Origin of the sequence: Bradyrhizobium sp. AZCC 1577 (assembly GCF_036924575.1) — a bacterium.
Taxonomy (GTDB): Bacteria; Pseudomonadota; Alphaproteobacteria; order Rhizobiales; family Xanthobacteraceae; genus Bradyrhizobium.
Genome location: NZ_JAZHRQ010000001.1, coordinates 84,227 through 108,677 on the forward strand (window position 1 = coordinate 84,227; position 24,451 = coordinate 108,677).

Annotated in this window: 24 protein-coding genes; 8 read left to right on the forward strand and 16 right to left on the reverse strand. The window is 59.3% G+C overall.

The genetic code is table 11. The features are described 5' to 3' along the window. Positions 1-415: 415 nt before the first annotated feature. The 3 genes from V1278_RS00355 (at position 416) to V1278_RS00365 (ending at position 2,852) form a co-directional block, all read left to right on the forward strand. Positions 416-658, forward strand: coding sequence for a hypothetical protein (locus V1278_RS00355; protein WP_334379279.1), 243 nt, complete (start codon positions 416-418; stop codon positions 656-658). 387 nt (positions 659-1,045) lie between these two features. Continuing rightward, positions 1,046-2,197, forward strand: a complete 1,152-nt coding sequence (locus tag V1278_RS00360; RefSeq protein WP_334379281.1) for an acetamidase/formamidase family protein — start codon at positions 1,046-1,048, stop codon at positions 2,195-2,197. Continuing rightward, complete coding sequence (locus V1278_RS00365) at positions 2,133-2,852, forward strand: twin-arginine translocation signal domain-containing protein (protein WP_334379282.1); 720 nt, start codon at positions 2,133-2,135, stop codon at positions 2,850-2,852. Before V1278_RS00360 ends, V1278_RS00365 begins: the two co-directional genes overlap by 65 nt. 245 nt (positions 2,853-3,097) lie before the next feature. Here V1278_RS00365 and V1278_RS00370 read toward each other — a convergent pair whose 3' ends face one another. Further along, positions 3,098-4,651, reverse strand: coding sequence for a winged helix-turn-helix domain-containing tetratricopeptide repeat protein (locus tag V1278_RS00370; RefSeq protein WP_334379283.1), 1,554 nt, complete (start codon positions 4,649-4,651; stop codon positions 3,098-3,100). A 150-nt stretch (positions 4,652-4,801) separates the two neighbouring features. Here V1278_RS00370 and V1278_RS00375 point away from each other — a divergent pair, with 150 nt between their 5' ends. The 3 genes from V1278_RS00375 to V1278_RS00385 all read left to right on the forward strand — a co-directional run bounded on the left by V1278_RS00375 (position 4,802) and on the right by V1278_RS00385 (position 7,701). Beyond that, positions 4,802-5,080, forward strand: coding sequence for a DUF1127 domain-containing protein (locus tag V1278_RS00375; protein ID WP_334379284.1), 279 nt, complete (start codon positions 4,802-4,804; stop codon positions 5,078-5,080). Positions 5,081-5,391: 311 nt separating this feature from the next. Further along, positions 5,392-6,738 carry an NAD(P)/FAD-dependent oxidoreductase gene (locus V1278_RS00380; protein ID WP_334379285.1) on the forward strand — a complete coding sequence of 449 codons (1,347 nt, stop codon included), beginning with the start codon at positions 5,392-5,394 and terminating at the stop codon, positions 6,736-6,738. A gap of 495 nt (positions 6,739-7,233) precedes the next feature. Further along, the gene (locus V1278_RS00385; RefSeq protein ID WP_334379287.1) at positions 7,234-7,701 is read left to right on the forward strand and encodes a hypothetical protein; all 468 of its coding nucleotides are present in this window, start codon (positions 7,234-7,236) and stop codon (positions 7,699-7,701) included. Between the two features lie 324 nt (positions 7,702-8,025). On the opposite strand, the gene V1278_RS36790 is transcribed toward V1278_RS00385, so the two are convergent. From V1278_RS36790 to V1278_RS00440, 12 genes are all read right to left on the reverse strand, one after another. After that, positions 8,026-8,226, reverse strand: a complete 201-nt coding sequence (locus V1278_RS36790; RefSeq protein WP_442894639.1) for a GFA family protein — start codon at positions 8,224-8,226, stop codon at positions 8,026-8,028. Then, entirely contained in the window at positions 8,223-8,987 is a 765-nt protein-coding gene (locus tag V1278_RS00390) for a Crp/Fnr family transcriptional regulator (protein ID WP_334379288.1), read from the reverse strand. The genes V1278_RS36790 and V1278_RS00390 overlap by 4 nt, the downstream gene beginning before the upstream one ends. A 405-nt stretch (positions 8,988-9,392) precedes the next feature. Next, complete coding sequence (locus tag V1278_RS00395; RefSeq protein WP_334379289.1) at positions 9,393-11,180, reverse strand: adenylate/guanylate cyclase domain-containing protein; 1,788 nt, start codon at positions 11,178-11,180, stop codon at positions 9,393-9,395. Positions 11,181-11,383: 203 nt separating this feature from the next. After that, entirely contained in the window at positions 11,384-11,629 is a 246-nt protein-coding gene (locus V1278_RS00400; RefSeq protein WP_334379290.1) for a hypothetical protein, read from the reverse strand. A 283-nt stretch (positions 11,630-11,912) separates the two neighbouring features. Then, on the reverse strand, positions 11,913-12,335 hold the full coding sequence (locus V1278_RS00405) for a hypothetical protein (RefSeq protein ID WP_334379291.1): 423 nt from the start codon (positions 12,333-12,335) through the stop codon (positions 11,913-11,915). Between the two features lie 438 nt (positions 12,336-12,773). Beyond that, positions 12,774-13,223, reverse strand: a complete 450-nt coding sequence (locus V1278_RS00410) for a CBS domain-containing protein (protein ID WP_334379292.1) — start codon at positions 13,221-13,223, stop codon at positions 12,774-12,776. Between the two features lie 739 nt (positions 13,224-13,962). Continuing rightward, a complete protein-coding gene (locus V1278_RS00415; RefSeq protein WP_334379293.1) occupies positions 13,963-14,193 on the reverse strand; it encodes a hypothetical protein in 231 nt (76 codons plus the stop codon). 254 nt (positions 14,194-14,447) lie between these two features. Continuing rightward, the gene (locus tag V1278_RS00420) at positions 14,448-15,203 is read right to left on the reverse strand and encodes a cupin domain-containing protein (RefSeq protein WP_334379295.1); all 756 of its coding nucleotides are present in this window, start codon (positions 15,201-15,203) and stop codon (positions 14,448-14,450) included. Positions 15,204-15,285: 82 nt separating this feature from the next. Further along, positions 15,286-15,654, reverse strand: coding sequence for a VOC family protein (locus tag V1278_RS00425; RefSeq protein ID WP_334379296.1), 369 nt, complete (start codon positions 15,652-15,654; stop codon positions 15,286-15,288). Between the two features lie 1,287 nt (positions 15,655-16,941). Then, the gene (locus V1278_RS00430) at positions 16,942-17,538 is read right to left on the reverse strand and encodes a lytic transglycosylase domain-containing protein (RefSeq protein WP_334379297.1); all 597 of its coding nucleotides are present in this window, start codon (positions 17,536-17,538) and stop codon (positions 16,942-16,944) included. A 149-nt stretch (positions 17,539-17,687) separates the two neighbouring features. Continuing rightward, positions 17,688-18,173 (reverse strand): hypothetical protein, encoded by a 486-nt coding sequence (locus tag V1278_RS00435; protein WP_334379298.1) that lies wholly within the window; start codon positions 18,171-18,173, stop codon positions 17,688-17,690. Positions 18,174-18,491: 318 nt separating this feature from the next. Next, positions 18,492-19,118 carry a tyrosine-type recombinase/integrase gene (locus V1278_RS00440; RefSeq protein ID WP_334379299.1) on the reverse strand — a complete coding sequence of 209 codons (627 nt, stop codon included), beginning with the start codon at positions 19,116-19,118 and terminating at the stop codon, positions 18,492-18,494. 302 nt (positions 19,119-19,420) lie between these two features. On the opposite strand from V1278_RS00440, the gene V1278_RS00445 reads away from it, so the two are divergent. Next, positions 19,421-19,651, forward strand: a complete 231-nt coding sequence (locus V1278_RS00445) for a DUF2798 domain-containing protein (protein WP_334379300.1) — start codon at positions 19,421-19,423, stop codon at positions 19,649-19,651. A gap of 204 nt (positions 19,652-19,855) precedes the next feature. On the opposite strand, the gene V1278_RS00450 is transcribed toward V1278_RS00445, so the two are convergent. The 3 genes from V1278_RS00450 to V1278_RS00460 all read right to left on the reverse strand — a co-directional run bounded on the left by V1278_RS00450 (position 19,856) and on the right by V1278_RS00460 (position 22,402). Beyond that, positions 19,856-20,494: a hydrolase gene (locus V1278_RS00450; protein ID WP_334379301.1), complete on the reverse strand. Its 639-nt coding sequence runs from the start codon at positions 20,492-20,494 to the stop codon at positions 19,856-19,858. A gap of 310 nt (positions 20,495-20,804) precedes the next feature. Then, positions 20,805-21,470 carry an alpha/beta hydrolase gene (locus V1278_RS00455; protein ID WP_334379302.1) on the reverse strand — a complete coding sequence of 222 codons (666 nt, stop codon included), beginning with the start codon at positions 21,468-21,470 and terminating at the stop codon, positions 20,805-20,807. Then, positions 21,470-22,402 carry a ring-cleaving dioxygenase gene (locus tag V1278_RS00460; protein ID WP_334379303.1) on the reverse strand — a complete coding sequence of 311 codons (933 nt, stop codon included), beginning with the start codon at positions 22,400-22,402 and terminating at the stop codon, positions 21,470-21,472. Before V1278_RS00460 ends, V1278_RS00455 begins: the two co-directional genes overlap by 1 nt. 116 nt (positions 22,403-22,518) lie before the next feature. Here V1278_RS00460 and V1278_RS00465 point away from each other — a divergent pair, with 116 nt between their 5' ends. Further along, positions 22,519-23,430, forward strand: a complete 912-nt coding sequence (locus tag V1278_RS00465; RefSeq protein ID WP_334379304.1) for a LysR family transcriptional regulator — start codon at positions 22,519-22,521, stop codon at positions 23,428-23,430. Positions 23,431-24,451: the final 1,021 nt, after the last annotated feature.

Here is a 24,451-nt window from a genome sequence, read left to right on the forward strand (position 1 = left end):
TTTTCGAGGCTTGCTCAGCGTTCACTCGCGTTACGGCCTGCACACTCGCGCTGTCACCGTATATCGTGACAGCTATCCGAAGGCTTCAGCCACTTCGTCACCTCCATAGCTGCTCCGGTTGCTTCCGGCTGGAGCGTTTCGCCGGGTGGGACTTGCACCCACTGGAAAGCGCCGCCTTCTCACGGCGCACGCCAGAAGCGGACGTCGCTATGAGTTGGCGCCGGTGGCTTCATGCGTTCACACTCGACCAGAGGCGCCGGGCGCCCCCGCCCTCGAACTGCTCAGTCGCGGTCTTCTGGCGGCCATCGGCGCATGGCTGCTCTTTCGCGCAATCCGTGGTGAGCCACACCGTCACGATGCTTGTCCGTGGGACTTGTGGCGGGTCTCGTACCGTGCCCGCCTCACGTTGTTCGCGATGGTCTACGCCCTGGCAAACGGTGTCCCCGCGGCCGGCGTTGCTTTCGCCGCCGCGATGCTGCTGGGCGTCGCCCTGACGCCCTGCGTCGTTGCGTTGCTGACAATCTTCGCACGCGAATGGCGCGTGCGCAGCTGGACCCGGCTTGGCGCAACCCCAGCCCATCTGTCCCGTCTCCTGGAAGGTGCCACGGGCGTCGCCCTGTTGCTGATCGGTCTCGCGCCGTTCGTTTCGGTGATCTGACCGCGAAGGATATGTCCGTCGTATCAGCGCCGACACTGAAAACGCTGCACTTTGAGGACAAGGAAATGCTGGACCGACAAAAACGCCATGGCGGTGAAGAGGCCGTTGTTTTTCCGCCCTTTCGACCCATGGTGGTTGGCACTTACCCCAAAGGGGAGTAGCTTCGCCGGACGGTCGTCAGGACGAGATCTTGATCTCCTCATCGTGCCGCCGGGCGCCCAAGGCGTTGCCGATCGTCGTCCCGACCAGAATAGGGTCACGATTCTGCTGAGGGAGGAGCGAATGATGCAATCCGGGCAATTCTGGATCATCACTGCGGCCGCGACATTGCTGCTCAGCGCAACCGCAGCGCATGCGGATACGACGTCCGTTAAGGCGTGGCAGATTGTGCGCGTCGCGAAGACTGGTGCGCACTGCGTCGACGACAAGAACTGCATGAACCGCATGCACCCGGCCATCAAGCCGGTGAGTCGCGCCAACCCCAGTCAGCATATCGTCTTTGAAACGCGCGACGCCTTCTCCGACTTCAACCTCGGCTCCAAGCCCGAGGATGTGTCGGCGGCCGATCTCAATCTCGTCCATCCGCTGACCGGCCCGGTCTTCATCGAGGGTGCCCAGCGCGGCGACGTACTGGCGGTGACACTCCTCGACGTACAGCCGGACGACTACGGTTACACCGTGATCGTCCCGGGCTTCGGTTTCCTGCGCGATCGCTTCACCAAGCCTTTCATCGCCAATTGGAAACTCAACCGCAAGGAGGCGGTCTCCGACCAGATCCCGGGCGTCGTCATCCCCTTTAACGGATTTATGGGCACGGTCGGGGTGCTGCCGGGCCAGCCCGAGGTGGCCACGATCCTCACGCGCGAGGCGGCGCTGCAGAGCGCGGGCGGCGTCGTGCTGACTCCGCAGCCGCTCGGTGCGCTGCCGAGCGATGTCTGCGGTCAGAACGGAAGCAGCAAGAATGAGTGCCTGCGCACCATTCCGCCGCGCGAGAACGGTGGCAACATGGACATCAAGCAGATGGTGGTGGGCACGACGCTGCTGCTGCCCTGCTTCGTGGACGGGTGCGGGTTGTTCGTCGGCGACGTCCATTTCGCGCAAGGCGATGGCGAGGTCTCCGGCACGGCGATCGAGATGGGGGCGACGGTCACGCTGGTCACCGAGATCCGCAAAGCGCAAGCCGCGAAGGTCAAAGTCCCGCACTTCGAAGGCGGCGATCAGCTCATCCGGTTGGCGCCGACCGAGTTCTACGCCACCACCGGCTTCCCGCTGAAAGCCAAGGGCCAGATCCCGCCTTACCATACCTACCTCGACAGCCAGAAAATCGGCCCGCTCGAGAACCTCTCGGAGGATCTGATGCTGGCGGCGCGCAACGCCCTGATCGAGCTGATCGACTGGATGGTTAGCGAGAAGGGCCTCACGCCGGAGCAGGCATATGTCGTGGCGAGCGTGGCCGCCGACCTGCGTATCGGCAATGTCGTCGACGTGCCGAACTACGCAGTCTCCGCCATCCTGCCGACCACCATATTCCGCAAGTAGTAGCGTGTGGCATAAGACCGAAGGTCCTGAGGTTGGCGGGAGGCCGAGCCGCCGGGAATTCCTCCGAACGGCGGGGGCCGGCGCCGCAGCCATGTTCCTTTGTGGCCACGCACCCTATGGCCAGTGGGGCGCCTACCGCCGGCGTCACCTGCTGATCCTGACTTCGCGCGCCGATCCTCCCTCGTTCGAGCTCGGCAAGCGGGTAGCTGAGGTCCTCGCGGATCGCTTGCCGAGCAGCAAGGCCCAGGTGAGCAGGGCGCCGCACAAGGAGCGCATCGCCAGTCTGATCAGCTCGCAGCAGTTGGACGTCGCGCTGATGCGGCGCGACGATGCGGCAGCCCTTCGACAAGGGAGGCCCCCCTTCGCCGAGCACGGACCAGTCAAGCTGTTCACCGTCGTCGGCATCGGAGAGTATTTGTTCGTCTGCCGCGACGACTTTGCAGCACGCCATGCCTGGTTGATCGCCGAAGCGTTGGACAAGAGCCGCAGCGCCCTTCCCGAATTGCTGCTGCCGAGCGGTTCGTCCGCCGAGCCACCCGACTCGCGCATCCCGCTGCATCCTGGCGCTCTAGGTTATTTCACGGGCGCGCCCATGCCGGGCCTCGAGCCACATGCCCATGAAGATCACACCCACGAGGTTGATGTCCCGCAATGAGCCGCGGCCCTAAGCTGGAGGCCGCCCAGACCTCTGCTTCTTCATCAATTGCGAGCCTCGTCGCGCCCTCGCAGCACTTCAGAAAAGGGTCAGAACCAGAAGTGATCCAGCCAGGATGGCCTGTCCGTACTACCCTCAAGAGCGGACATCGTCGGACCGCCCAGGCATGTCAGTTTCGTGCCAACTCCGGACTCATGCGCCGCAGCAGAGTGCCGCTATTCGATCACCTCGTGGACATTGGAGAGCTACTCGGGCAACCCCGCTTTGCGAAAACCCTCAATCATCAGCTTCGCATTTTTTGATACCTGGCTCCGAGCGATCCACGCCGATATTGTGAAAGCGGGGTCGATCTCAAGCACACGAGCCGCCGCCTCACGGGCCTCAGCATTGTGTCCGAGATGGGCGAAAGCGGACGCGAGGCAACGGTGTGGTCCTGGATAGGAAGGGTTCTGACGCAGGGCTTTCTTCCCTGCAACGATGGCCTCGTCAAAGCGACGAAGCTCAATAAAGGCAAGTCCCATCCCAGTAAACGTTGAGTATAGTTGCGGGTCTACCGGACTCATGCGCATGGCACGTTCAAAGCTCCGGATCGCTTCCTCCGGCTGCCCCGCAATCTTATAGACCCAGCCTCTGCGGTTCCATGCGTGATATGAATTTGGGTTGAGCGCGACCGCCCGATCGGCCATCTCAATCTCAGCCTCACAATCGCCGACCAACAAAGCCGAGATTGATGCAGCAGTTGCTAACGTGTCTGGATCATGATCGTCGAGGCTCAATGCCAAGCGCATAAGCCGAACGGCTTCCTTGCGTTCGAATTGTGGGTCGATCGCATAGCTCCTAAACACGTTTTCCATATGACAGTCACCTGCCAAAGCTGCCGCACCAGCAAACCCAGGGTCAAGCTCCAAGGCGCGCCGGACCAGTCGGAGTGCCTCGGCCAAACTTTCGCGGGTCGATCGGACGGCTTGCTGTATAGCCCGGAGAAAAAGATCATACGCGGTGAGGTCTTCCGGTCGCCGCCGCGACGCCAGTGCAATTTCGGCTTGAAACAACTTTGGCTGAATAGCTGAGACAACGGCGAGCGTGACTTCGTCCTGCAACGCGAAAATATCTGTCATGTCACGCTCGAACTTGTCCGCCCAAATGTGTGCGCCCGTAGCCGCCTCAATCAACTGGCCCGTGATGCGAACTTTCCCCGACGCCTTGCGCACCGCCCCCTGAAGGACATAGCGCACGCCAAGCCTGCGCCCAACTTCCTTGATGTCGACGGCTTTGCCCTTGAAGGTGAAACTCGAATTTCGAGCGATCACAAACAACCATTTGAACCGCGAAAGCGCGGTAGTGATCTCCTCAACCATCCCGTCCGCAAAGTACTCCTGCTCGGGATCGCCAGACATGTTCGCGAACGGCAGCACGGCGATGGAGGGCCTGTCGGGAACCGCAAGAGCGCTCTCGGGCGCATCGCCCGGATTTGGGCCCGTAACTTCTCGCGCCTCCCGGACCTGTCCGACGAAGCGGAAGCCCTTGCGCGGTAGTGTTTTGATGAAGCGCTGTTCCTCGCCGGAATCGCCGATTGCACCCCGGGCGGCATTCAGGCGGGTTGTCAGCGCCGCGTCAGAGACGCTGCGCCCATTCCAAATGGCTTTGATGAGGTCGTCCTTGCTGACAACCCGCTCCCTGTTGCGGATCAGGTAATCGAGCAGGTCAAAAACCTGTGGTGTGATCGACACCGCATCGGTCCCCCGATGCAGCTCGCGCCGGTCGGTGTCAAATGCGTATTCCTCGAAAAGATAGCGCAAGCTGCCATTCCTTCTCGGGGTCGCCTCTGTACTAGCGCAGCGCATGAAGAATAAGCCGCCGGTAAGAGAAATGTAAGCCACCAGTTAAGCGCGCCCGCGCATCTTGCGGCAACTTCTGCCTAGTGAACAGTCCAGACAGGACACACCCTAATGAGCACGATCCGCGGGACCACTGAGCTGGGACCGGTAACCGCAAGGCGGCAGGTCTACAGCCCTCTCGAAACATATTGGAATGCATTTCAGGAGTGGCGCAAACGCCGGAGATTACTGGCCCACTTGTGCGACCTAAGTGACAGGGAGCTAAAGGATATCGGTATTACGCGCGGCGAAATCGACTACCTCGCTTCGCATCGAGGTTTGCGATCCGCGAGGTATCAGGAGCGGGATGATCCCCTAATCCAGCGGCGACCGAGCGGCGGAAATTGGTGACGACCAGATGCACCCCTCCGAGCGGAGTTCGACTTCCAGTATCGGTCAGAACCCGACTTTCCGGGACTAGAATTGTCACTATTAAAGCGCCGAGATTGTTAACCAGCTCACAACCTCCGGCGAGCTGATCGGATTATCTTACCTGAGACTGACCGATCGTGAGGTGAAGCATGAATGCGCCCGATTGGTTTGCCGTCCCAGCAGGTATCATCTGCATGGGGGCCCTCATCCTTATCGCTTTGATTGTGGTTGGCGCCTGGTGACATGCGGGTCATGATCCTGCATGCGGAGCGCGACGCTGGGAGGCGACGATGGCGTCAACTCGGATCGGCAAGCAAGCGCTCGTGATCGGCGCTGGAATGGCTGGGCTTACCGCCGCCGGGGCGCTCGCTCACCACTTCGATCACGTCGTTGTTCTGGAGCGCGATACCCTGCTCTCAGAGCCCGCCCATAGGGCCGGCACACCCCAGGCCCGGCATGTCCATGGGCTGCTGCTTAGCGGCCAGCGTGCGCTCAGCGAGCTGTTCCCGGGGTTCGAGCAGGACCTTGCGCGGGCGGGAGCGGTCCCGCTCAGGGCGGGTCTGGATGTTCGCGTCGAACGCCCGGGTTACGATCCCTTCCCGCAACGCGATCTCGGCTGGTCCGGTTATGCGGTGTCACGGCCTACGATTGAGCGCACCGTGCGACGGCGGGTGGAAGGCCACGCAAACATCACGCTGCGCCAGCGCTGCCGGGTCAAGGAAGTTTTGGCGTCGCCGGATGGAGCGATGGTTACCGGTGTGCGTTACGAGAACGATGACGGCACTAGCGAGACGATGGCGGCGGACCTCGTCGTCGATGCCTCCGGACGCGGTGCCCTTACTCTCGCGCTGCTGCAGTCGGTCGGGCGACCACTGCCCGAGGAGACCACAATCGGGATTAATCTCGGCTACGCCACGTGCATATTTGCCATCCCGAACGACGCTTCGACCGACTGGAAAGGCGTCATGACCTTCGGCGAGGCACCCCGGGATAGCCGTGGTGCCCTGATGTTGCCGCTCGAGGGCAATCGGTGGATGGTGACCGTTGGGCACCGCGGTGACGTGCTGCCGGGCGATGCGGAGGGATTTTTGGCTTTCGCCCAGTCACTGCGCACGCCCACGATTTACAATGCGATCAGGCACAGCAAGCGCTTGGACGGGGTTGCGCGCTACGGCTTCCCGGAGAGCGTGCGGCGCCATTTCGAGCGGCTCGACGGCTTCCCCCGCGGGCTTCTTCCCATTGGCGACGCCATCTGCCGCTTTAATCCGGTCTACGGTCAAGGCATGAGCGTGGCCGCGCTGGAGGCGTGTTTGCTCAAGCGGCTGCTGGAGAGAGCGGAGGAAGACAGCGATCCCATCGCTGGGCTGGCACCGAGCTTCTTCTCCGAGATGCAGGCATTGATCGAGACGCCGTGGTCGGTGGCCATGCTTGACTTCGCGTTTCCCGAGACGCGCGGGGAGCGTCCGGCTGATTTTGAGACCACGCTCAAATTCGGCATCGCCCTGACCCGGCTCGCTGCCGAAGATCCGGCCGTTCACCGGCTGACCATCGAAGTCCAACATCTATTGAAGCCACGGAGCGTTTATCGCGACCCCAATCTAATGCGGCGCGTGTTCGCGAGGATGGCCGAGGTGTGAGCGCCGCAGCCCGATTGGCGGCCCGGCGGCGTGCATGGAGATGCCGATGGTGCGATGAGAGATGTCCATTGGCGTCCTTCGTACGGCTTATTGTCGAGGCCGCGCCTGTCGTCAAATTTGTCGTCAATAACGACATGGACTTATCCCTACTTCATTAGGCCTGAGCGCGACCGACAGCATCACCTGATGTGCTACAGTCGCCGATGCGCCGCATTGGCGGAATGTCGGCTTTGGGTCAAAAGCGTCGTTTTCACCGTCTGACGAAGACTTCCGGTGTACCCCGGTGAACGGACATCGCCAGGGCCGGTCGGCATGTCTCAAAAGGGCCAACACCGGAAGTCCTACACGCTCGCGAGCAGACTATCTCGGTGTCGACGTATCGAGAATGGCTTGGTTTAGCCATTCCCTACTCATTTGCCATCACAAAAATCGTTGCCAGCGTGTTACTCTTAGATAAGAGCCATACAGTTCAACGACTTCAGAAGGAATAAATGGATGGCGGAAGGTGCAGACCATGTTGACGCCGCAGTCGTAAGCGGCTCGGACAGAGCCCGCCGCAGACAGCCAAGCATTCTCGGCTACGTGCCGGGGTTCCTCTATATCCTGATCTTGTACGTCATCGGGAAGTTTGTCTTCTCCGATCCGAGGGCAAATCTCTTCGATGTCTTGGGTTACCGGCTCTCGTGGGTCGAAGTCCTCTTGCTCGCCGCCGCCATCGTCGCGATGGCCGAGCAGATCAAGGTCGCCAAACCCGGCATCAACAATACTACCGAGGTCCTTCTCATGGGAGCGATCGCAATCATTCAGGTATTGCTGTTTGCTCTCGGCGCCGCCAAGGTCCAGGTTCTCGGCATTTTTGACAATACCGAGTTCTTGCTACTCACACTGATCAACCTCGCGCAAACCGCGGTGGCGTATCAGATCAACTCCGCGACTTTGATGCGGACAATTTCTTCGTCGTAGGTTTCCTGCATGCCGACGGCTGTTCCGGGTTCGGTTACCGGTCAGTGGCGCACTCGATACCGCGAGAGCGGTCTGGTGCAATATATGCTTTGCGACCTCGGAATGTTTTTTGCGATACGACGCCGACCACTCCTCAGTGGGGTGCGAGAGCGGGGTGGAGTTCTGCTCTGGGTCAGACGCGTCATTTCGACTGTGAGCCGACAACTTCCGATCTACCCCAATGAGCAGACATTTTCAGCGTCCGTCGGCATGTCTCAAAGGTGCCAATAAGAGACATGACCTTACGTGTAGAACGATTTTGCGCTTTGATACTAGCAGCCGAGATCAGACCTTCGGGACCGCGCGGATATCATACGCCCATGGCATTGCGGAGGTGCAAAATCCCTGCCGTTTCGGCGGCAGCTGCGCGCGCTGGGTTACTCCACCGAGACGCAAGTACACAAACTTCGGATTGTCGGCTGCACACGAATAGATCGGTGTACCGCATGTTCCGCAAAATGTCGTCGCGATCCTGGCGCCGCTTATTCAACGCCTGAGATGCGCTCATCATCAGCCAGAATCGCCCGACGAGATCGGGCCGTATTCTTCGAGAAGATCTCCTCAACTTCGAGACGCATGGTGCCGTGGCATTCGCACGCTGCCGCGGCGAGCCGCGACCGGTCGATCTCGATCTTGCCTCGTTGCTCAGACCTGATCGCTCCGCGCGCTCGCAGATTGCGCATCAGGAGCGTCACTGTCGTTCGTCGCACGCCGAGTATTTGCGACAGCGCCTCTTGGGTGAGCGGGAGGACGTCGTCGTCAGTGCGGTCGCGAATGTGGAGCAGCCAGCGCGCCATCCGGGCTTGCACCTGATGCAGCGCATTGCAGGCTCCGCTGCGCTGAAGCTGTACCTGCATCGCCCTGACGTGACACTGGATCATGTGCCGGATCGCGGGGCTCCGGTTAAATGCGGCGTGAAATCGCGGCGCCGGGATTCGCGAGGCAGTGCCCGCCGCACGGACGATGGCGGTAAGGGCCGAAGCTGACGGTCCAAACACGGAAAGAGTACCTAATGCTCCCTCGCGCCCGACTACCGACGTAGCTACCGTGTGACCGTCTGCCATGTCGATCATCAGCGAGATGGCACCGCTATGAGGGAACAAGACATAGTCGACCTGGTCACCCTCTCGCGAGATCACCGCGTCTTGATGGAGCGCCACCGCCTCTAGTTCGGGCGCGAGCAGATCCAGGTCAACTTGCGGTAGCGCTGCCAGAAGGCGGTTACCAATTCCGCCGCGAGGCGTCACTGCGACGAACCCGCGGTGAGGCATCCGCGGCTCTCTCCCTCTGGAGCGCCGTGAAACGGCGGTCTTAACAAATGTCTAGCTCTGCTTGCTTTCTCTACGCGCACCGAGACCCAAACTCACTTAGAGACGCTTTTATTCTTAAAAACGAAATTCCAAAAACCTCCCCGCGAGAAGGGTTCCTGCTCGCGGCGTCGTGGGGTTAGACGCAAATAGCTGCCGGACACAACTGTACAATACGCATGGGTAACGCCGTAGATGTGCGGAAACGCAGAGGTTCCAATTCCCGGCGCACGGCAAACAAGCGACATCGAACGCGCCAATCCAACGTCCCGATTTATGAGTATCCCTTGGAAGCAGACGTTGGGGCCGCCTACCGAGATGTCCGGGTTGGGCCAAAATGAGAAGTCACTGCAACGCGTTTCGTCCCGTCTGCACGCAACTCGTCGGAAGTCCAGCGGCACGAAGGGCTGCGGCATCGGCTTCCAGTTGTGCCGTATCCCGGCGGAATTGAGTTCTCGCCCATGATTCGATCGTGAAATTCCGGCGGAGGGCCAAGAGACGCTCTGCCGTTCTCCTCGCCAGTTCGAACTGGCCGTTTTGCTGATAGATGATCACCAGATCGGCAAGGCCAAATCCCGGGCTTCGCGCGTCATATGCTGTAAAGGCGGCGATGGCCTCTGGGATCCGTCCCGACAAACGATAGGCGTTGCCGGCGTGGCCCAGATAGTAGCCGGGATAGCTTGGGCTGAGGGTCATTGCCCGTTCGATCTGCGCTACTGCTTCTTCGGGATATCCGGATGACGCGAGAACGAAGCAGGAAAACGTCGCCGCGTCGGCGGAACCGGCCGCCACTTGGACTGCACGCCTGGCGTCAGTCGCAGCTTCCTCATAGCGCCCTTCCAGCAGCAACACGAGACTTGATGTGGAGCAAGCGTCGGGACTTCCAGGATCGAGCTCCAACGCACGGTCAGCGTATGCACGCGCTTTGGCAATGGCTGTTTCGCGATCGTCCCACCAACCGAAGCGCGCGTCGACGTAGTGCATAATTCCGAGCATCGCGTTGAGCACCGCCGAATTCGGGTCAAGCGCGAGCGCCTTCTCCCAATAGAAGCGCGCGGGCCCCAGTGTCTCCTTCGTGACCGCTTGGCGATAGTGGAACAATCCGCGGACCCAGTAGGTCCAGGACTCGACATTGCTTGTCGTCCGGTAACGGAGCCGTGCCTGTTCGCCTTCCGTGAGTTTGACCTGCATCTCAGTTGCCAAGACCAACGTGATTTCGTCCTGGACCGCAAAAATGTCGTCCATTGCACGGTCATAGCGTTCGGCCCACAGGTGCGAGCCGCTCTCGGCGTCGATAAGCTGAGCCGTGATGCGGATGCGGTTGCCTGCCTTGCGGACGCTGCCCTCCAGGACATATCGCACACCAAGTTGTCTCGCTACTTCACGAACATCCACTGCGCGCCTCTTGTAGACGAAGCTCGAATTGCGCGCGACGACTCGCAGCCCGGCCAGCTTTGACAGCGTCGTGATGATGTCCTCGGCGAGGCCGTCGGCGAAGAATTCCTGGTCCACATCGCTGCTGATATTGTCGAATGGCAGCACTGCGATCGAAGGCCTGTCGGGCAATGACAAGGCGGGCGGAGCCGGTCGCAACCAACTGGCCTCGCCAAGCTCGACGCGATAGACGCGCACAGGCCTCGCCATGTTCTTCAGTTTCTGCTCGCCTATGTCGACGAAGCTCACCGCCACCTTGCCGTACACCTGCCGCCATGCATCCTCGGAAATCGAGATGCCGCCAGGTTCGGCGATGCCTTCGAGCCGCGCCGCGATATTGACGCCATCGCCGTAGATATCGTCACCTTCGATAATGATGTCACCCAGATTGATGCCGATGCGGAAAACGACCCGTTGGTCCTCCGCGTGACCAGCGTTAATCTCGTGCATGGCCTGTTGAATGGCGATGGCACATTCGACGGCATCCACGACGCTTGCGAATTCGACCAGTGTCCCGTCGCCCATAAGCTTCACGATCCGGCCGCTATGCTCCGTGATCTTGGGATCGATGAGCTCGCATCGATGGGCTTGGAGACGTGCCAGCGTGCCGGCCTCGTCCCGCGCCATGAGACGGCTGTAGCCAACCACATCGGCGGCCAGAATGGCTGCCAGCTTACGCTTCGGCAACGCGCTCTCCACGCACCCGGGGCCCCAGCCCCTACTCTACAGAAAATGCCAATTTCCGTACAGCTGCGGGTCAGTTGATGCCTGCTTCGGGGTCAAAAGCGCCGCTTTGGCCCTGTGACCGTCACTTCCGGTCTTCCTCGACAACTGGACGGTTTCGGCGTGCGGTGACATGTCTCAAAGGTGCCAATAGCCGACGTGATAACCAACGAGGCGATCTATCGCAGGGCGATGGTGATTGCTACGGCGAGGACGATCAGCCAAGAAAGTGCGCCTATCCATCCGGCCGAATCCGCGTCGCACAGCAATGCGCCGTTGGGCAAGCGTTTAAAGCCCAACCAGTTGAAGCCGACTTCGTCAGAAGAAAGAACGTCAACTTTGACTTTCTGAAAGGTCAAGGTTGGAAGCAATAATCGCGCTGTCATGTATCCTACGACGTCAAGAATGAAATCTAAGAAAATCACCTACGCCTCCAGCCAATCCGCAACCGCATATCGGGTGACCTCTCGTCCCCAGCAAGCGCAACCAGCGCCTAGACTAACACATCGATGGAAGCGCCGCGTCAAAGGCCGGGCAAATTAGAAAGCCCAAACTCACAGCATAAACGTCAGCTTAACGCCGTCATTGCTGTTATGGGTCATGAGCCGAAAGGCTCGGCCAGAGCACGAGCAGTCCGCTGTCCTCCCAAGATCGGACATAACGGCCGATGCCGTGCTTCGCCGGCTAGGGGTCCATGAGCCGACATCGTTAGCGGCCGTAGGGGAAGCAGCGGTCGCGATCGAGTGTGAGACCGAAATGCGCTCCCAGCGCAGCGATGGCCGCGTCCTGCTGAGGATAAGGATCGGCATTGGATGCGGCAACGATGATGATGCGGAACCCGCCGCGATCCTTGCCACCCGGCGGCAGCATCGCTGTAGTCAGTGCATTGCCCTCCCTGTCGCGCAACGTGAGGAAAAGCGGCATCTCTCGCTGTACATGGGCCTTGAGGCCGATGTCGCGCTCGATCGCGTTGGGTCGCTCCGGACGCCAGGACTGGACTGCCTTCTCCCGCTCGCGGCGAAAATATTTCTCGACCGTATGGCCCATCAGGCGCGACTCATGCGCCGCTTCACCTTCCGTCTCGATACGGAACCAGGCCTTACCGTTCGGCGCGTCGCAAACATACTGCATTTCGCTCGTCCTGCGATCCCCGCAATTCTAGGGCGGCGAGCCTGCAAAACCAATATGAGATTCGCTTCCGCGTATAACGCTGCACGATCGTATAATCGGAAGTTCGGCTGCAAGATCGCGCGACTATTGCTCGACAGGCGATGGTAGAGCTCCGATCTGATGAAGCTTCACAAAGCGGTCGGATACGCCCAGCCTAGTAAATCTGTTCACCGAACGTCCGCTTTGGGTCCAATTCGCGTCATTCTGACCGACGGCGGATCACTTCCGGTCTACCCCGGTAAACAGACATTCTGGTCGTTCGTCGGCATGTCTCAAGGGTGCCAACAACGGAAGTGCCCGCCTCATTCGTTCACCTCGTCGGCCAGCGCAAACGGCACCGGCGGCGCGGTGATGTTCGGCTGTAATGCTTCCGAGCGCTGAGGTCGTTCGGGATTGTATTCAGCCGTCCACAATGGCCCGTTCACCGCGGATGTAGTGTTCGAGCTGATCAATCATGAACTTCTGATCACCGATTGTGCTTTTGACAAGATCGCCGATTGAAACAATGCCAATTGGCGTTTTTCCCTCAAACACCGGCAGATGGCGCACGCGCTTCTCACTCATGAGGGCCATACATTGGTCAACGGATTGTTCCGGCCGTGCAATGACGACGTGTCTTTCCATGATGTCCCGCACGTGCGTTGCGGGAGACGTTTTACCTTTGAGAATAACATTCCGCGCATAGTGCCTTTCGGTGATGATGCCAACGAACTCGTCGCCTTCCATCACTACCAACGATCCAATGTCTTTTTCAGCCATTTTCGCGATGGCATCGAAGACGGTAGCATCTGGGTGAATAGACCAAATGTTTCTGCCCTTCTGATCAAGCAGCTGTCGCACCGTAGTCATTTGGATCCTCCCTCGGACACAAGCCCCGGCAAGATTCTATTTTGGTTTCATGGCGCCCCCTCGTTGCGGTCAAAGTAAGCATTTCGCGTGCCCGTGCGCACGACGAGTGCTCGGTTGAGAGACCGGCACAAAAGGACTGTCGGTTTTTATTGAGAGTGCGAAGCCCGCCGACGGCATTCCCCGCTGCCCCTTCGCCTCGAACGGAGACGTCGGCACGTCCCGTCTCGAAGAGCAGCTCTAAAGAAGACTACACGATCCAACGCCCATCCAAAAGACCTCATATTGGCCGGGGCGCCGGCACAAACAATTCGGCCAAAACCAGTGACCCCAATGTCCGAGTCGGGGTCAAACTGAGAAGAACTCAATGTGAGCAAATGTGTTCCGGGTTACCCCTGAAAGCGGACATTGCTCAATACGGTCGGCATGTCTCAAACGTGCCAGAAGCGGCCTTTCGCTGATCAAACGCTATCGAACTTCGATACCCAAGCTACTTAAGCTTGGTATAAAACGATTATCAGGCGGGCGCCCCCACGCGCGTGGCCATCGCAAGATCGACACGCTGATCCGAATAGCCTAGTTCATCAAAAGAAAACACCGCCACTGCCACAGGGGTTTTCGATTACGTCACGACGAAGATCGGCGCGATGAGGAAGCCGCCGGAAAGGCGGGAACGCTGACACCGGAAATGTTCAAGGATCGGGGCGAGGCGTCGGTCCTTCAGGCCTTCCGGATCTCTTTCCTAGATGCCGTCCACGTTCTCCTTCAGCGCACGCAGCGTGCGGTCGACGACACTCATGTCGTTTCCGACATGCAGACCCTCGCTATCGTCCTGTGCATAGTAACCCGGCAGGTCCACAGTGATGCTCTGCCCCTTGTAGGTGGCCTTAAATGGGCGCACGCCACGGGTCAGCGTCTCGCCCGTCTCGGGCGATGGCATCGTCTTCGGAAGAATTCCTACCTTCGTCGCCATGGCTACTTCTCCTTGAACGACATGACCGTGAATTCCGCCAAAGCAGCATTCGCGATGGCCGGCACGAATCATGACTGACGCGGGCCCTTCTCCGCCGAAACTTGGGGGCAACTACGGCGGCCCGATGTCCGCTCTCCGACTCCGCGCCGTCCGATAAATAGCGTGCGCGCACCCGTCATCCGTTCGATCGAGCAACCATTCGCTATCGATGAAGTCTTTCACAGGCAGTTCTGCGGTGCGCCGCTCGCCTTTAGCTATTGCTTCTTTGCTGGTGCGCCCGGAAGCACGGCTGCCACACCTTCCGGATTGATGTTGAAGGTCAAGAATATCAACGGCTCGTTGCCTGGGTTTCCCCATTGGTGCACGAGGGCGTACGGTTCATAGATCAAGGAACCCGGCCCCCTTGCTTCTGTCTTACCGTCGACCGTGTTGGCCCCGGTGCCGGAGATGATAAAGTATAGAGCCGCGCCTGACCTATGGTGCGGCGGGTTCGAGGGCATCTGTGCCGGAAATGTGACTCGCGTGAGATTGAGATCATAACCACCTGGCTTGAGGTCGGGGATCGGATTTGCTGTGCGATACAATTCTCTCACGACGGCAGGCGCCGCCGTCTCGGCAGGCTGACCCAAGTCCACAGCGGCAGCAAGGAAGAAGTGGAGGAAAGTCGACGGTCCTCCACTGCCCGCCGTTAGCGCCGCAGTCTTTCCGCCAGCGATGAACAGTCCCTCTCCGGCGTTGAGCATTTTGGCCTCGCCATCGAGCGCGACCTCGGTCGATCCTGACATCTGGTAGAGGATGCCGTTGGCCGCCGAGACGCTGCTCCGCTCGTCCGGCTGAAGAGTGATACTCACCGCTTTGAAATGGAGCGGCACGTCTGTAACGGTCGGCAGTTTGGTTGCGGCGATCACCGTTCGTGTAATTGCCGATGGAGCAGGAGTGGTTTGTGCGGTCCCGGAGGCGGGAAGCGCCATCGCGCCGAGCAACAGTAGTCCGGTTGTCCTGAACTGCATGATTGCCTCCCAGGTTGAGCGTATAATCGGAGCACCATACGCTCTCCCAACGCCTCTTGGAATGACAGGCCGCTTCGAGCTGCTATTGGCCGGAAGCCGGGAGCAAAGGTCGAGCAAAACTGAGTTCGTGGCCATCGGGGTCAATTAGGTGGAAGAAGCGCTCACCCCATTTGGCATCGCGGGGCACGGTAGCTGGCTGGTATCCCGCTGCGAGTGCACGGTCGTAAAGTGCGTCAACATCGGCAACGTAGAAGATGACCCGCCCCCACCAGGACCAGCGCCGCTCGTTAGGCTGGGTGATGAGGTTGAGATAGCTCGTTCCTGCTCGAAAGCTGGTGAATGACGAATCTTCGCCGCCGTGCAGGACCTCAAACCCGAGCGTGCAGTAGAATCGGACGGCTCGTGGCATTTCGTGGGTGCCGAGTGTAACCGCGCTGATCCCCTCGATCATGGACAGAACTCTCCCGTTTCATTTCCCCGCGCCGTTGCCACAGGCCCCAGACCGGCAGCTGGCGGCGGACGCTCGCCGCATCGGGCGGGAGCTTCCGGTTTCGCAACTTCCGCGGGGCGCTTACCTTCCTTCCAAATATCTGCGAATTAACTCGCGTTTGCGATCCCTCAGGCGCATACTCAGGCAATCACCGCTCCGCCTCCTAGGCATTACCGGTGACAGAGAGTGTTGCGCTCCCGCCTGTTCGAGGGAAGCATCATGCCCCAATCTCAACGCCTCTCGTCCGTCATTCCATTCGCTGCAATTGAGCGCCCCGCCTGTCCGAAGTGCAAGGCCCAGATGATGCTCGTTAGCATCGAGCCAGCACGCGCCCGGGGCGTCGACTTGCAAACGTTTGAATGCGCTGTCTGCAATCAGGTACTTACGGCCTTTGCCGCGTTTGAAGACCCCATGAAGTCCAAGGGCCTTGGACGCTGGCTTCAAGGCGATTTGCACTCACCAAAGTAAGGCCCGCCGGCGTGAACCGGCGGATCGGACGGCGCGGGACTAGCTCGCGCCCTCGTTGTCAGATCTCCTCGGTTTCAGCCTCCGGCTGGCTGCGGTAGGCGTCTCGGAGCCACAGGCGATTGAGGGGAGCGTCCGTGCTAAACGCGCGCGAGCGGCCGGGCTTCCCCAGCGGCACAAGCGTTGCGTAGCGATGTGTTGCGACGCGCGGCGTCGCGGATCGTTACGATGCGCGAGGCGCGTCCGTTGCGTACCGTGATGTCGATAAGTCCTACGGGGCTCATCGACCCCAACATGGTGCAGTCGCGAGGCGACTTCAAGACAGCGCTGGTGCCATAAAACGTGCGCCATCTGTTTGTGATGCCATCTCTTTATGATCGTGCTTAAGAAGGCCGCAACCGCGGTAACGAGATGTAACGAAACTATGCAATAGACACGCGCGTCGTTTTTCGATTGCGAGCCTGCCTCGTCCGAGCCGGTCATCCTCATCAGCGCCGACCTATTCGAGGGGTGAAGAGCTTTCGCGGCCATTGAGCACGCAACTATCCTCGAACGAAGGAGAATAACCCGTTTGTCGCAGTCGCCTAATCGACAACAGAAAAATCGAAATCTTCGAAGCCTCGGCATTGTCCGGGGCATTTGCTTACGGCCATCTCAGTGGCGCTCTCCTCGTCGTAAGAAATGCAAGCGCGATGTCGCCTATTGGCGCAATGCGGTCGTTCGTCGCATTTTTTTCATAACCTTCGATGGGCGAAGTTCCCCGATGTCGGGGGTCATGGCGAACTAAATGCCTCGCATCCTATGATCGGCCCAGTTCTTGAGATCACGAACCGTTAGTACCTCGAGGAATGGATTAGCCCTGACAAGTTTCTGGCGGGTGGTTCGACCTGTCGTATCGGCAGCGGCCATAAGGGAGGCGGCGTCGGCATGTTCAGTAGCTGATAGCAGGGCCACTGCGCCAGCTGGTCCGGCGAAATAGGCCAAATATAGAGAGCCGGGCGTGAGGGGCAGACCCCGTTTCCGCAATGTCTTAGCGTATTGCTCAACCAGGCGCGTAATGATCTCGCGAGTAAGTTCTGTGTCTCGCCGTAGCTTTAAGAGGTCTTTATCGCTGCGGCCCTTGATCAGATCACGGCGATACTTTCGGACTGCTTCAAGCCATGTGTCATCAAGAAATTGACCAGCCCCAGTGGCGCTGGAAAGCTTGTTCCTTTTATTCGCAATTCCCGTCGATTCGACTTTGACGATGCGCTCCACGAGAGCCTTGACGTCAATTGCCTCGATTGCCGCCCGGTTCGACGGAGTACTGCGAGATAGGTAGAAACATAAGATAACAGCCGCCGCAATCGCCGCCGTTAGAGCGATCGCCGCGATGGCCACGCAAAGCGAATCTCCCGATTTATCAGAGGCCATCCTCTCATCTGGGAGAGGTGGCCTGATTTCGTCCGTGCTCCCTACTTGGCTTGGGATATGAGCGAAGTGAGTTGGTTTGGCGCCGGCTAACTCGACATTGCACGAGAACCGTTGAGCTAGGTCTGGCATCGGGAGGACAGGTTCAATGCTTGAAGCAGGCTATCAAAAGCATTTGGACGACACGGCTTGACCTCGACCATCGCCTTCGATCGTTCCGTCTTTGGAGCTTTATTGGAGTTTGTGAGCTTAGGCTGAGGCTTGTTAGGAGACGTGTACTTCGGCTTAGGTTTTAGTTTTCTGACAACTTCTTTCTTGTCGTTTGTACCGCGGCCAGCAATGTTCGAATCTTCTTCTGGGATGATGGCCGTCACATCCGGTGGTGGTGCTGGTTCGACAGGGGAAATCGGCTGAACCGGTACTTCATGTTGCAAATAGTGGGTTTCGAGCCGATCAGCCTTCTCTAAGGTGTCGCGTGATACGCTTACGTCGACCGCTAGTTGCTCGAACGGATCTGGCGCACTTGTTTTCGTGCGCGATGGTGTCCCCATCTCCATGACAGTTAGTGTGCCCAAGCCGACGACGATGAGACCTATCCTCATCATGATCTTACTCCTCCGGAACGGAGATGCTTGACCAGTCGAGCGAATACCCTAGCCTAACCTTCGCGGAATGATCTTTGGGATTCAATGCGGCGGGTTAGCGGCAGAACTGTTCTACCCGCAGCAGCGATGAGGCAAAGTTTGGTAGTAGGGTTAATCCACCGAGCAAGCACCGGTGAGGCCTACGTCTCGCTTAATCGTGGAAGTCGTTAGCAGCGCCTGCTTCGCGAAGGACACCGTCCACTATTCCATAACAGCGGACTTGCGAATGTCAGCTGTTGGCGGGAAGCGACCACCACTCGTGTTGCCGGTGGTCGACAATCAGAGCTCGATTTGCTCAGCAATATTTAGAGCGTCATCCACCTCAACTCCTAGATATCGGACGGTGCTCTCCAGCTTCGTATGGCCGAGGAGGAGTTGAATGGCGCGAAGGTTGCCTGTCTTGCGGTAGATCTGAGTGGCCTTCGTACGCCGCATCGAATGGGTACCATAGGAGATTGATTCCAAACCGATGCTATCAACCCAGCGGTGCACCAGTCGAGAATATTGTCGGGTGGATAGGTGAGGGTTTGCATGCAGTCTGCTGGGGAAGAGATATCGAGAGCCGGTCGTCCGGATCGATCGTAACCAGATCTCTAAGGAAGTCCTTGTCTGCTCCGTAATCTCGAATTGTACGGGTCGGCCTGTCTTCTTTTGAACGACCGTCGCTCGAACTCGGACCCTAGCGCCAGAACATATTTCGTCGACACGCAGTTTGACCAAATCACACGCGCGAAGTTTGCTATCGATCGCCAGATTGAACAGGGAAAGATCTCGCCACATCTGGGCGACCTCCAATCGAACGCGTTTCGACCAAACGTGCTTGGGCTGAAGAGGCTTTTTCTGACCGACGAGCAACCCCTTATTCCATGGTATTGGACGGCTTTTGCAAACAGGACGAACATGCATGGCGGGTTCTCCGCCAACCCGCCCGGCCGCGTCGCTCAATAGCGAGCACGGTATTATAGCGACGAGTGCGTCTTGATATCACCCAGCTACGATTTCAGGACGACAGGTTTTGGCGCAAAAGCGGCCGTTCGTACGCAAACAGCCGCCCCCGACCTGCTCAATAGCGAAGCCGCTTACTTCAGTTCAAGTTCTCGCGTCGGGTCGCCTTGGCCGGATGTAGTAATCCATTCCCCGAAAACGGACCTCGATGTCGGGCATGCCTTTTGCTTTCCTCACAAGGAACAGTCCTTGTCGAGGGTCGCATGTTCAGAATCCCGCGCCGCTACAGCCACTTCGTCTATGGATTTATTCAGTCGGGATTGACCTGTGGGATCGCGGCGGCGATCGCCAGTTTTCCGCTCATGGCGTCTGGTAATTTCGTTCTGCATTGGCTGCAAGCATGGCTGTTCTCTTGGCTTCTGATGCTACTGGTCGTGCTGTTGGCAGCGCCCGCCATCCGACGCTTGGCCCATGCCGTGACTACGGAAGAGTAGCAGGCTCGCTTCATACGGCCGAGCCTGCCTCTCTCTAACTACTGCGCCTACTTCTTCATGCTGTCCTTCGACATGGAGTCGTGCTTTTTCATGCCGTCCTTGGACATGCATCGTCCGTTTTCATGCCATCCGGCCGAAATAGGGGTTCGATTCCCTGCGGAGCGCCACTTTTTCCATATGCCCGCGGCACAACCTCCGCGTCCCTCAAGCTGATTTGTGCAGACGGCGATGCTCGGGGAAATACCACCGCATGACGTGTCGCAGATTGTCGGAATCTCCGCGCGCCCAGTTGCGCATGATCTCGCAGCCGAAGGAGATCGCAGTGATGGGTTTTGCCCCCGCCTGAATCATTCGGTCAAACGCGCGCTCGTGTGCGGTGGGCGAGATGCCGCCCACGGCGTCGGCAACCGGATAGACCTCGTAGCCTTCGGCCAGCATGTCGAGGGTCGGAAAGGCCAGGCAGACCTCGGTCCAAAGCGCGGCGATGACCACCTTGCGCCGCCCCGTGCCTTGGACGGCCTTGCGGAAGTCCTCGTCCTCCCAGGCATTGACGCCCGTGCGGTCGATCTCTTCCACTCCCGGCAGAGCCTCGCGGATCGCCGGAATCGTGCCTTCGTTCACGCCCATGTCCACTGCGACCGTCGAGAGCACCACGGGGATATTGTAGGCTTGAGCGAGTTTGCACAGCGCAACCACATTGAGGGTGATCTTCTCACGGGAGGATGAGGTCACGGTCGAATATTGCTCGGGCTGGTAGTCGATCAGGACCAGAACGCAGTTTTGCGGGGTCAGTAGATGATCGGCCTTGGGGTCGCGGACGGGCTCGGGCTGGGTCTTTGCCACGTTGTTCTCCTTCGAGTCGAAGTGAAGCGGTCGTCATTGATGATTTAAACCTATATCAGACACAATCACATAGCGGTTCCAGTTTCATCCTATCCAGCGCACCCGACACGATTCGAACCTAACCTCCACCTTCGGAGGGATGGCGCTCTATCCAGCTGAGCTACGTGCATCTTTTTGCTTACGCGGTGCTTACGCAGATTTCTTGCGGGTGTGAAGCGACGAACAACGTGTGGCAAGCAGCGGTGCGTCGTTCAGTGGGCAACGGGGTCCCCATATCGGCGTCGGTTGGACATCTCAGCCATCGATTTTCCTAGCCGGACGCCGCAACAGGCTTTTCAGGATCACGCCGGACCGAGAAGTGCCGTAGACCTTGTACCCATGCCTTTGCCAGGGTGAGATCAGCCTGCGAAAGCTGATGTCCGACTGGCAGCGTACGGTGCTGCACCTCGGCGCCGGCCTGCTGCAGCATTGTGGCGAGACGTGCCGAGTTGTCGCGCGGAATGATCGGATCCGATTTCCCCGACACGATCAGTACAGGCTTGCCGGCGAGATCGGTCGTCGGCGCTTGGCGCAAGGGCACCATTGCCCGGAGCAGGATGGCGCCCGCGAGCACGTCCGGGCGCAGCAGCAGGATCGCGGCGGCGATGTTGGCACCGTTGGAGTAGCCGAGTGCGATTGGCGCCGCGAGGCCGTAGCGACTACCCGCGGCGACAACGAAATCCGCCAGTTCGTTGGCGCGGCGGCGCACGTCGTCTTCGTCGAACACGCCTTCGGCCAGCCGGCGGAAGAAGCGCGGCATGCCGTGCTCCAGAACCTGACCGCGCACTGACAGCAGCGGCGCACCGGGCGCGATGGCCTCGCCAAGCGGGAGCAGATCGTTCTCATCGCCGCCGGTTCCGTGCAGCAGAAGGAGAGGGGGTGCTTCGAGCCGGTTGCCCGGCTCGACGCGATGAATGAAGGAGAGGTCCTTGCTCATTACGCAGCCCTTTCCAATGGCGGTAATACTCCTTCGATGTCGTTGCGGTGCGGCTCGAGGAACGCCGGCAGCTTGAGATGTTCGCCGAGCGACTCGACAGGCTCGTCGACGGCAAAGCCGGGGATGTCGGTGGCAATTTCGAGCAGAATGCCGCCGGGTTCGCGGAAATAGACCGAACGGAAGTAGGTGCGGTCCTTCTGTTCAGTCGGATGCTGGCCGTGGGTCTCCACGAGCTTGCGCGACATCTCGGCCTGGTCGGCGTCGTCGGCGGCGCGGAAGGCGACGTGATGCACGGAGCCGGCGCCTTGGCGTCCGGGCAGGAAACCCTTGGCCTCATAGATGTCAACGATGCCACCGGCGGCATTGTCCGCCGTGAGACGGATGATTGAGCCTTCGCGGGCGGTTTCCTTGAAGCCGAACACGTCGGTCAGGATCGAACTGGTCTTGGCGGCATTCTCAAGCAGCAGCGTGACTCCATGAAAACCGCGGATCGCATGTTCCCCCGGCACGTCACCGTTGCTCCAGCCGGCCTCGTTCTCGGCGCCGGGGACGCCGACCAGTGCGAGGCTCATGCCGTCCGGATCGGTGAAGGGCAGCACGGCTTCGCCAAAGCGCTTCTCCAGTGCCTCGTGGGCGATGCCCTTTTCAATGAAACGGTGCGTCCAATAGCCGAGCGAGCGAGCCGGCACGCGGAACGCGGTCTGCTGGGTCTGGCCGACACCGCCGCTGCCTGCCGCTGCGCCTTCCCACGGGAAGAAGGTGAGGATTGTGCCGGGATGGCCGGTCTCGTCGCCGTAATAGAAGTGATAGGTACCGGGGTCGTCGAAATTGACGGTCTTCTTGACGAAGCGGAGACCGAGCGACCGGGTGTAAAAGTCGAAGTTTCGCAGGGCGTTACCTGCGATGGCGGTGACATGATGGATGCCTGACAAGGTCTTTCTCCTGGATTAGGAGGCGCCCGGCCTCCGTTACAGGGATAATTGGCGTGGGCTAATTCAAAGACAATCTGGTCTTTCATGACATGACTGTCTATGATTTGATGACAATCATGGATAAGCTCAACAGCCTCCGCGCCTTCGTCAAAGTGGTCGAATTCGGTAGTTTCTCACAAGCCGGTCGGCAACTCAGGCTCTCGCGCTCAGCGATCAGCAAGTATGTCAGCGATCTTGAGCAGGACCTCGGCGTACAACTCCTGAACCGCACCACCCGGCACGCCAGCCCGAACGAAAACGGCCAGGCCTATTTCGAGCGCGCACTCGTGATTCTTACCGACCTCGACGCGGCCGATCACGCCGTCGCGCAGTTGCAGGCCACGCCGCGCGGCCTGTTGCGCGTCAATGCGCCGATGTCCTTCGGCACGCTCCAGCTTGGCCAGGCCGTCGCGCATTTCATGGCGCTGTATCCAGAGCTCCGTATTCACCTTGTGCTCAGCGACGAGCAGATCGATCCGGTGCAGGGTGGTTATGACGTCACCTTGCGCATCGCTGATCTTGAATCGTCGAGCCTGATTGCGCGCAAGATCCTGGCGATCGATCGGGCAATCTGCGCGGCGCCGGATTATCTTGAGCAGTATGGCACGCCGAAACATCCCAACGAATTGCGGAGTCACGCGCTGCTGACCTATGGCTTTCTGCTGACCGGCAATCAGTGGAAATTGACTGGCCCCGATGGGGACCACTGGGTTCAGCCGGAATGGACGCTGTGCGCCAACAACGCCGAGGTGCTGCGCGACGCCGCGATCGCGGGCAGGGGCGTTGCGTTGCTGCCGACCTTCATCGCCGGCGATGCCCTGCGCGAAGGCGCGCTACAGAGATTCCTCGAAGGATATCAGGCACCGCCACTGCACCTTTACGCGATCTATCCACCGACGCGGCACCTGGCAGTCAAGGTGCGACTTTTCATCGATTTTCTGGTCGAACGCTTCGCGAGCCAGCCACCAGGGGATCTAGTAGAACCATGATCCATCATCCGATCGAACGAGCCTAGGTACGCGACCGCAGCCCTCGACTGGCCCGTCAGCGAGAGGATCTTGAAGTCTTGGAATCTGGCCTTCGGGACGCCTAACACCTTGCACGATCACTGATCAACGTTGGGCACCCATTCCTCCGCGGTTGAGTCCCAATGATGGGTGTCGTCGAAGTGTTTCCAGAGTGGCCGCCTTGGTTTGCTTTCACCCCTCTGTCGTAACGCATTCAGTGCGCTGAGTTGGACGACGAGAGCTCCAGCCATCATCATCCATTCGCGAACGTTGTATCGGGAGTTCCATTTGATTGTCGCGAGCATCGGATGCCTCCTTCAAAGTAAGAAGCCTTACCCAATCTTAGCCTGGGCCGAGAACACAGGGATATAAAGTACTTCACAGTCAGCCACCATCTTCGACATAGCCGCGGGCGCCTTAGCGGCGGCAATTTGAAGCGAAGTACCAGTCGCCCAACAGGATCCGACCTGAACTGTCAAACGCCTCGGTGTGGGTCATAAGCTGCCCTCTGGCGAACGACCTCTTCTGGCGCAAAGCGGACGTAGCTCACTTTGGTGCGCTAGAAATGCAGATCGCAATAGGCGAGCAATGCGACACGCCCACTACGACTTCGCGCATCGGATGAGCCCGCCAAGGCGAAAGAGCGCGCAGTCTACGATCTGCCTCGCCGAAGATCGAAGCATCTGATAACTGACTACAACATGAGATGTGGGTTCGATCTTAGAGGGACCGGGTAATAATAGAGCGACGTCGACGGGCGTTATGGTCGGAGCAGACGTTCCAGCAAAGACACTTGCAAGTTTTCGAAACAGCCAAAACCGCTAGTCCGACGAAGAGGGTCCCACCGATTCCGTTCGCAAGGGGTGTGCTCGAGATAATGGCTTCCGCTCGGAGCGATTGCATACGCGCGCGCGATTCGTTGTTTGGCGGACGTGAAGTGGGCTGCGGCTTTTCGGGAATCTACGACTCCTGTGGTGCCGAAGTCCATGGAACGGCCTTGGTT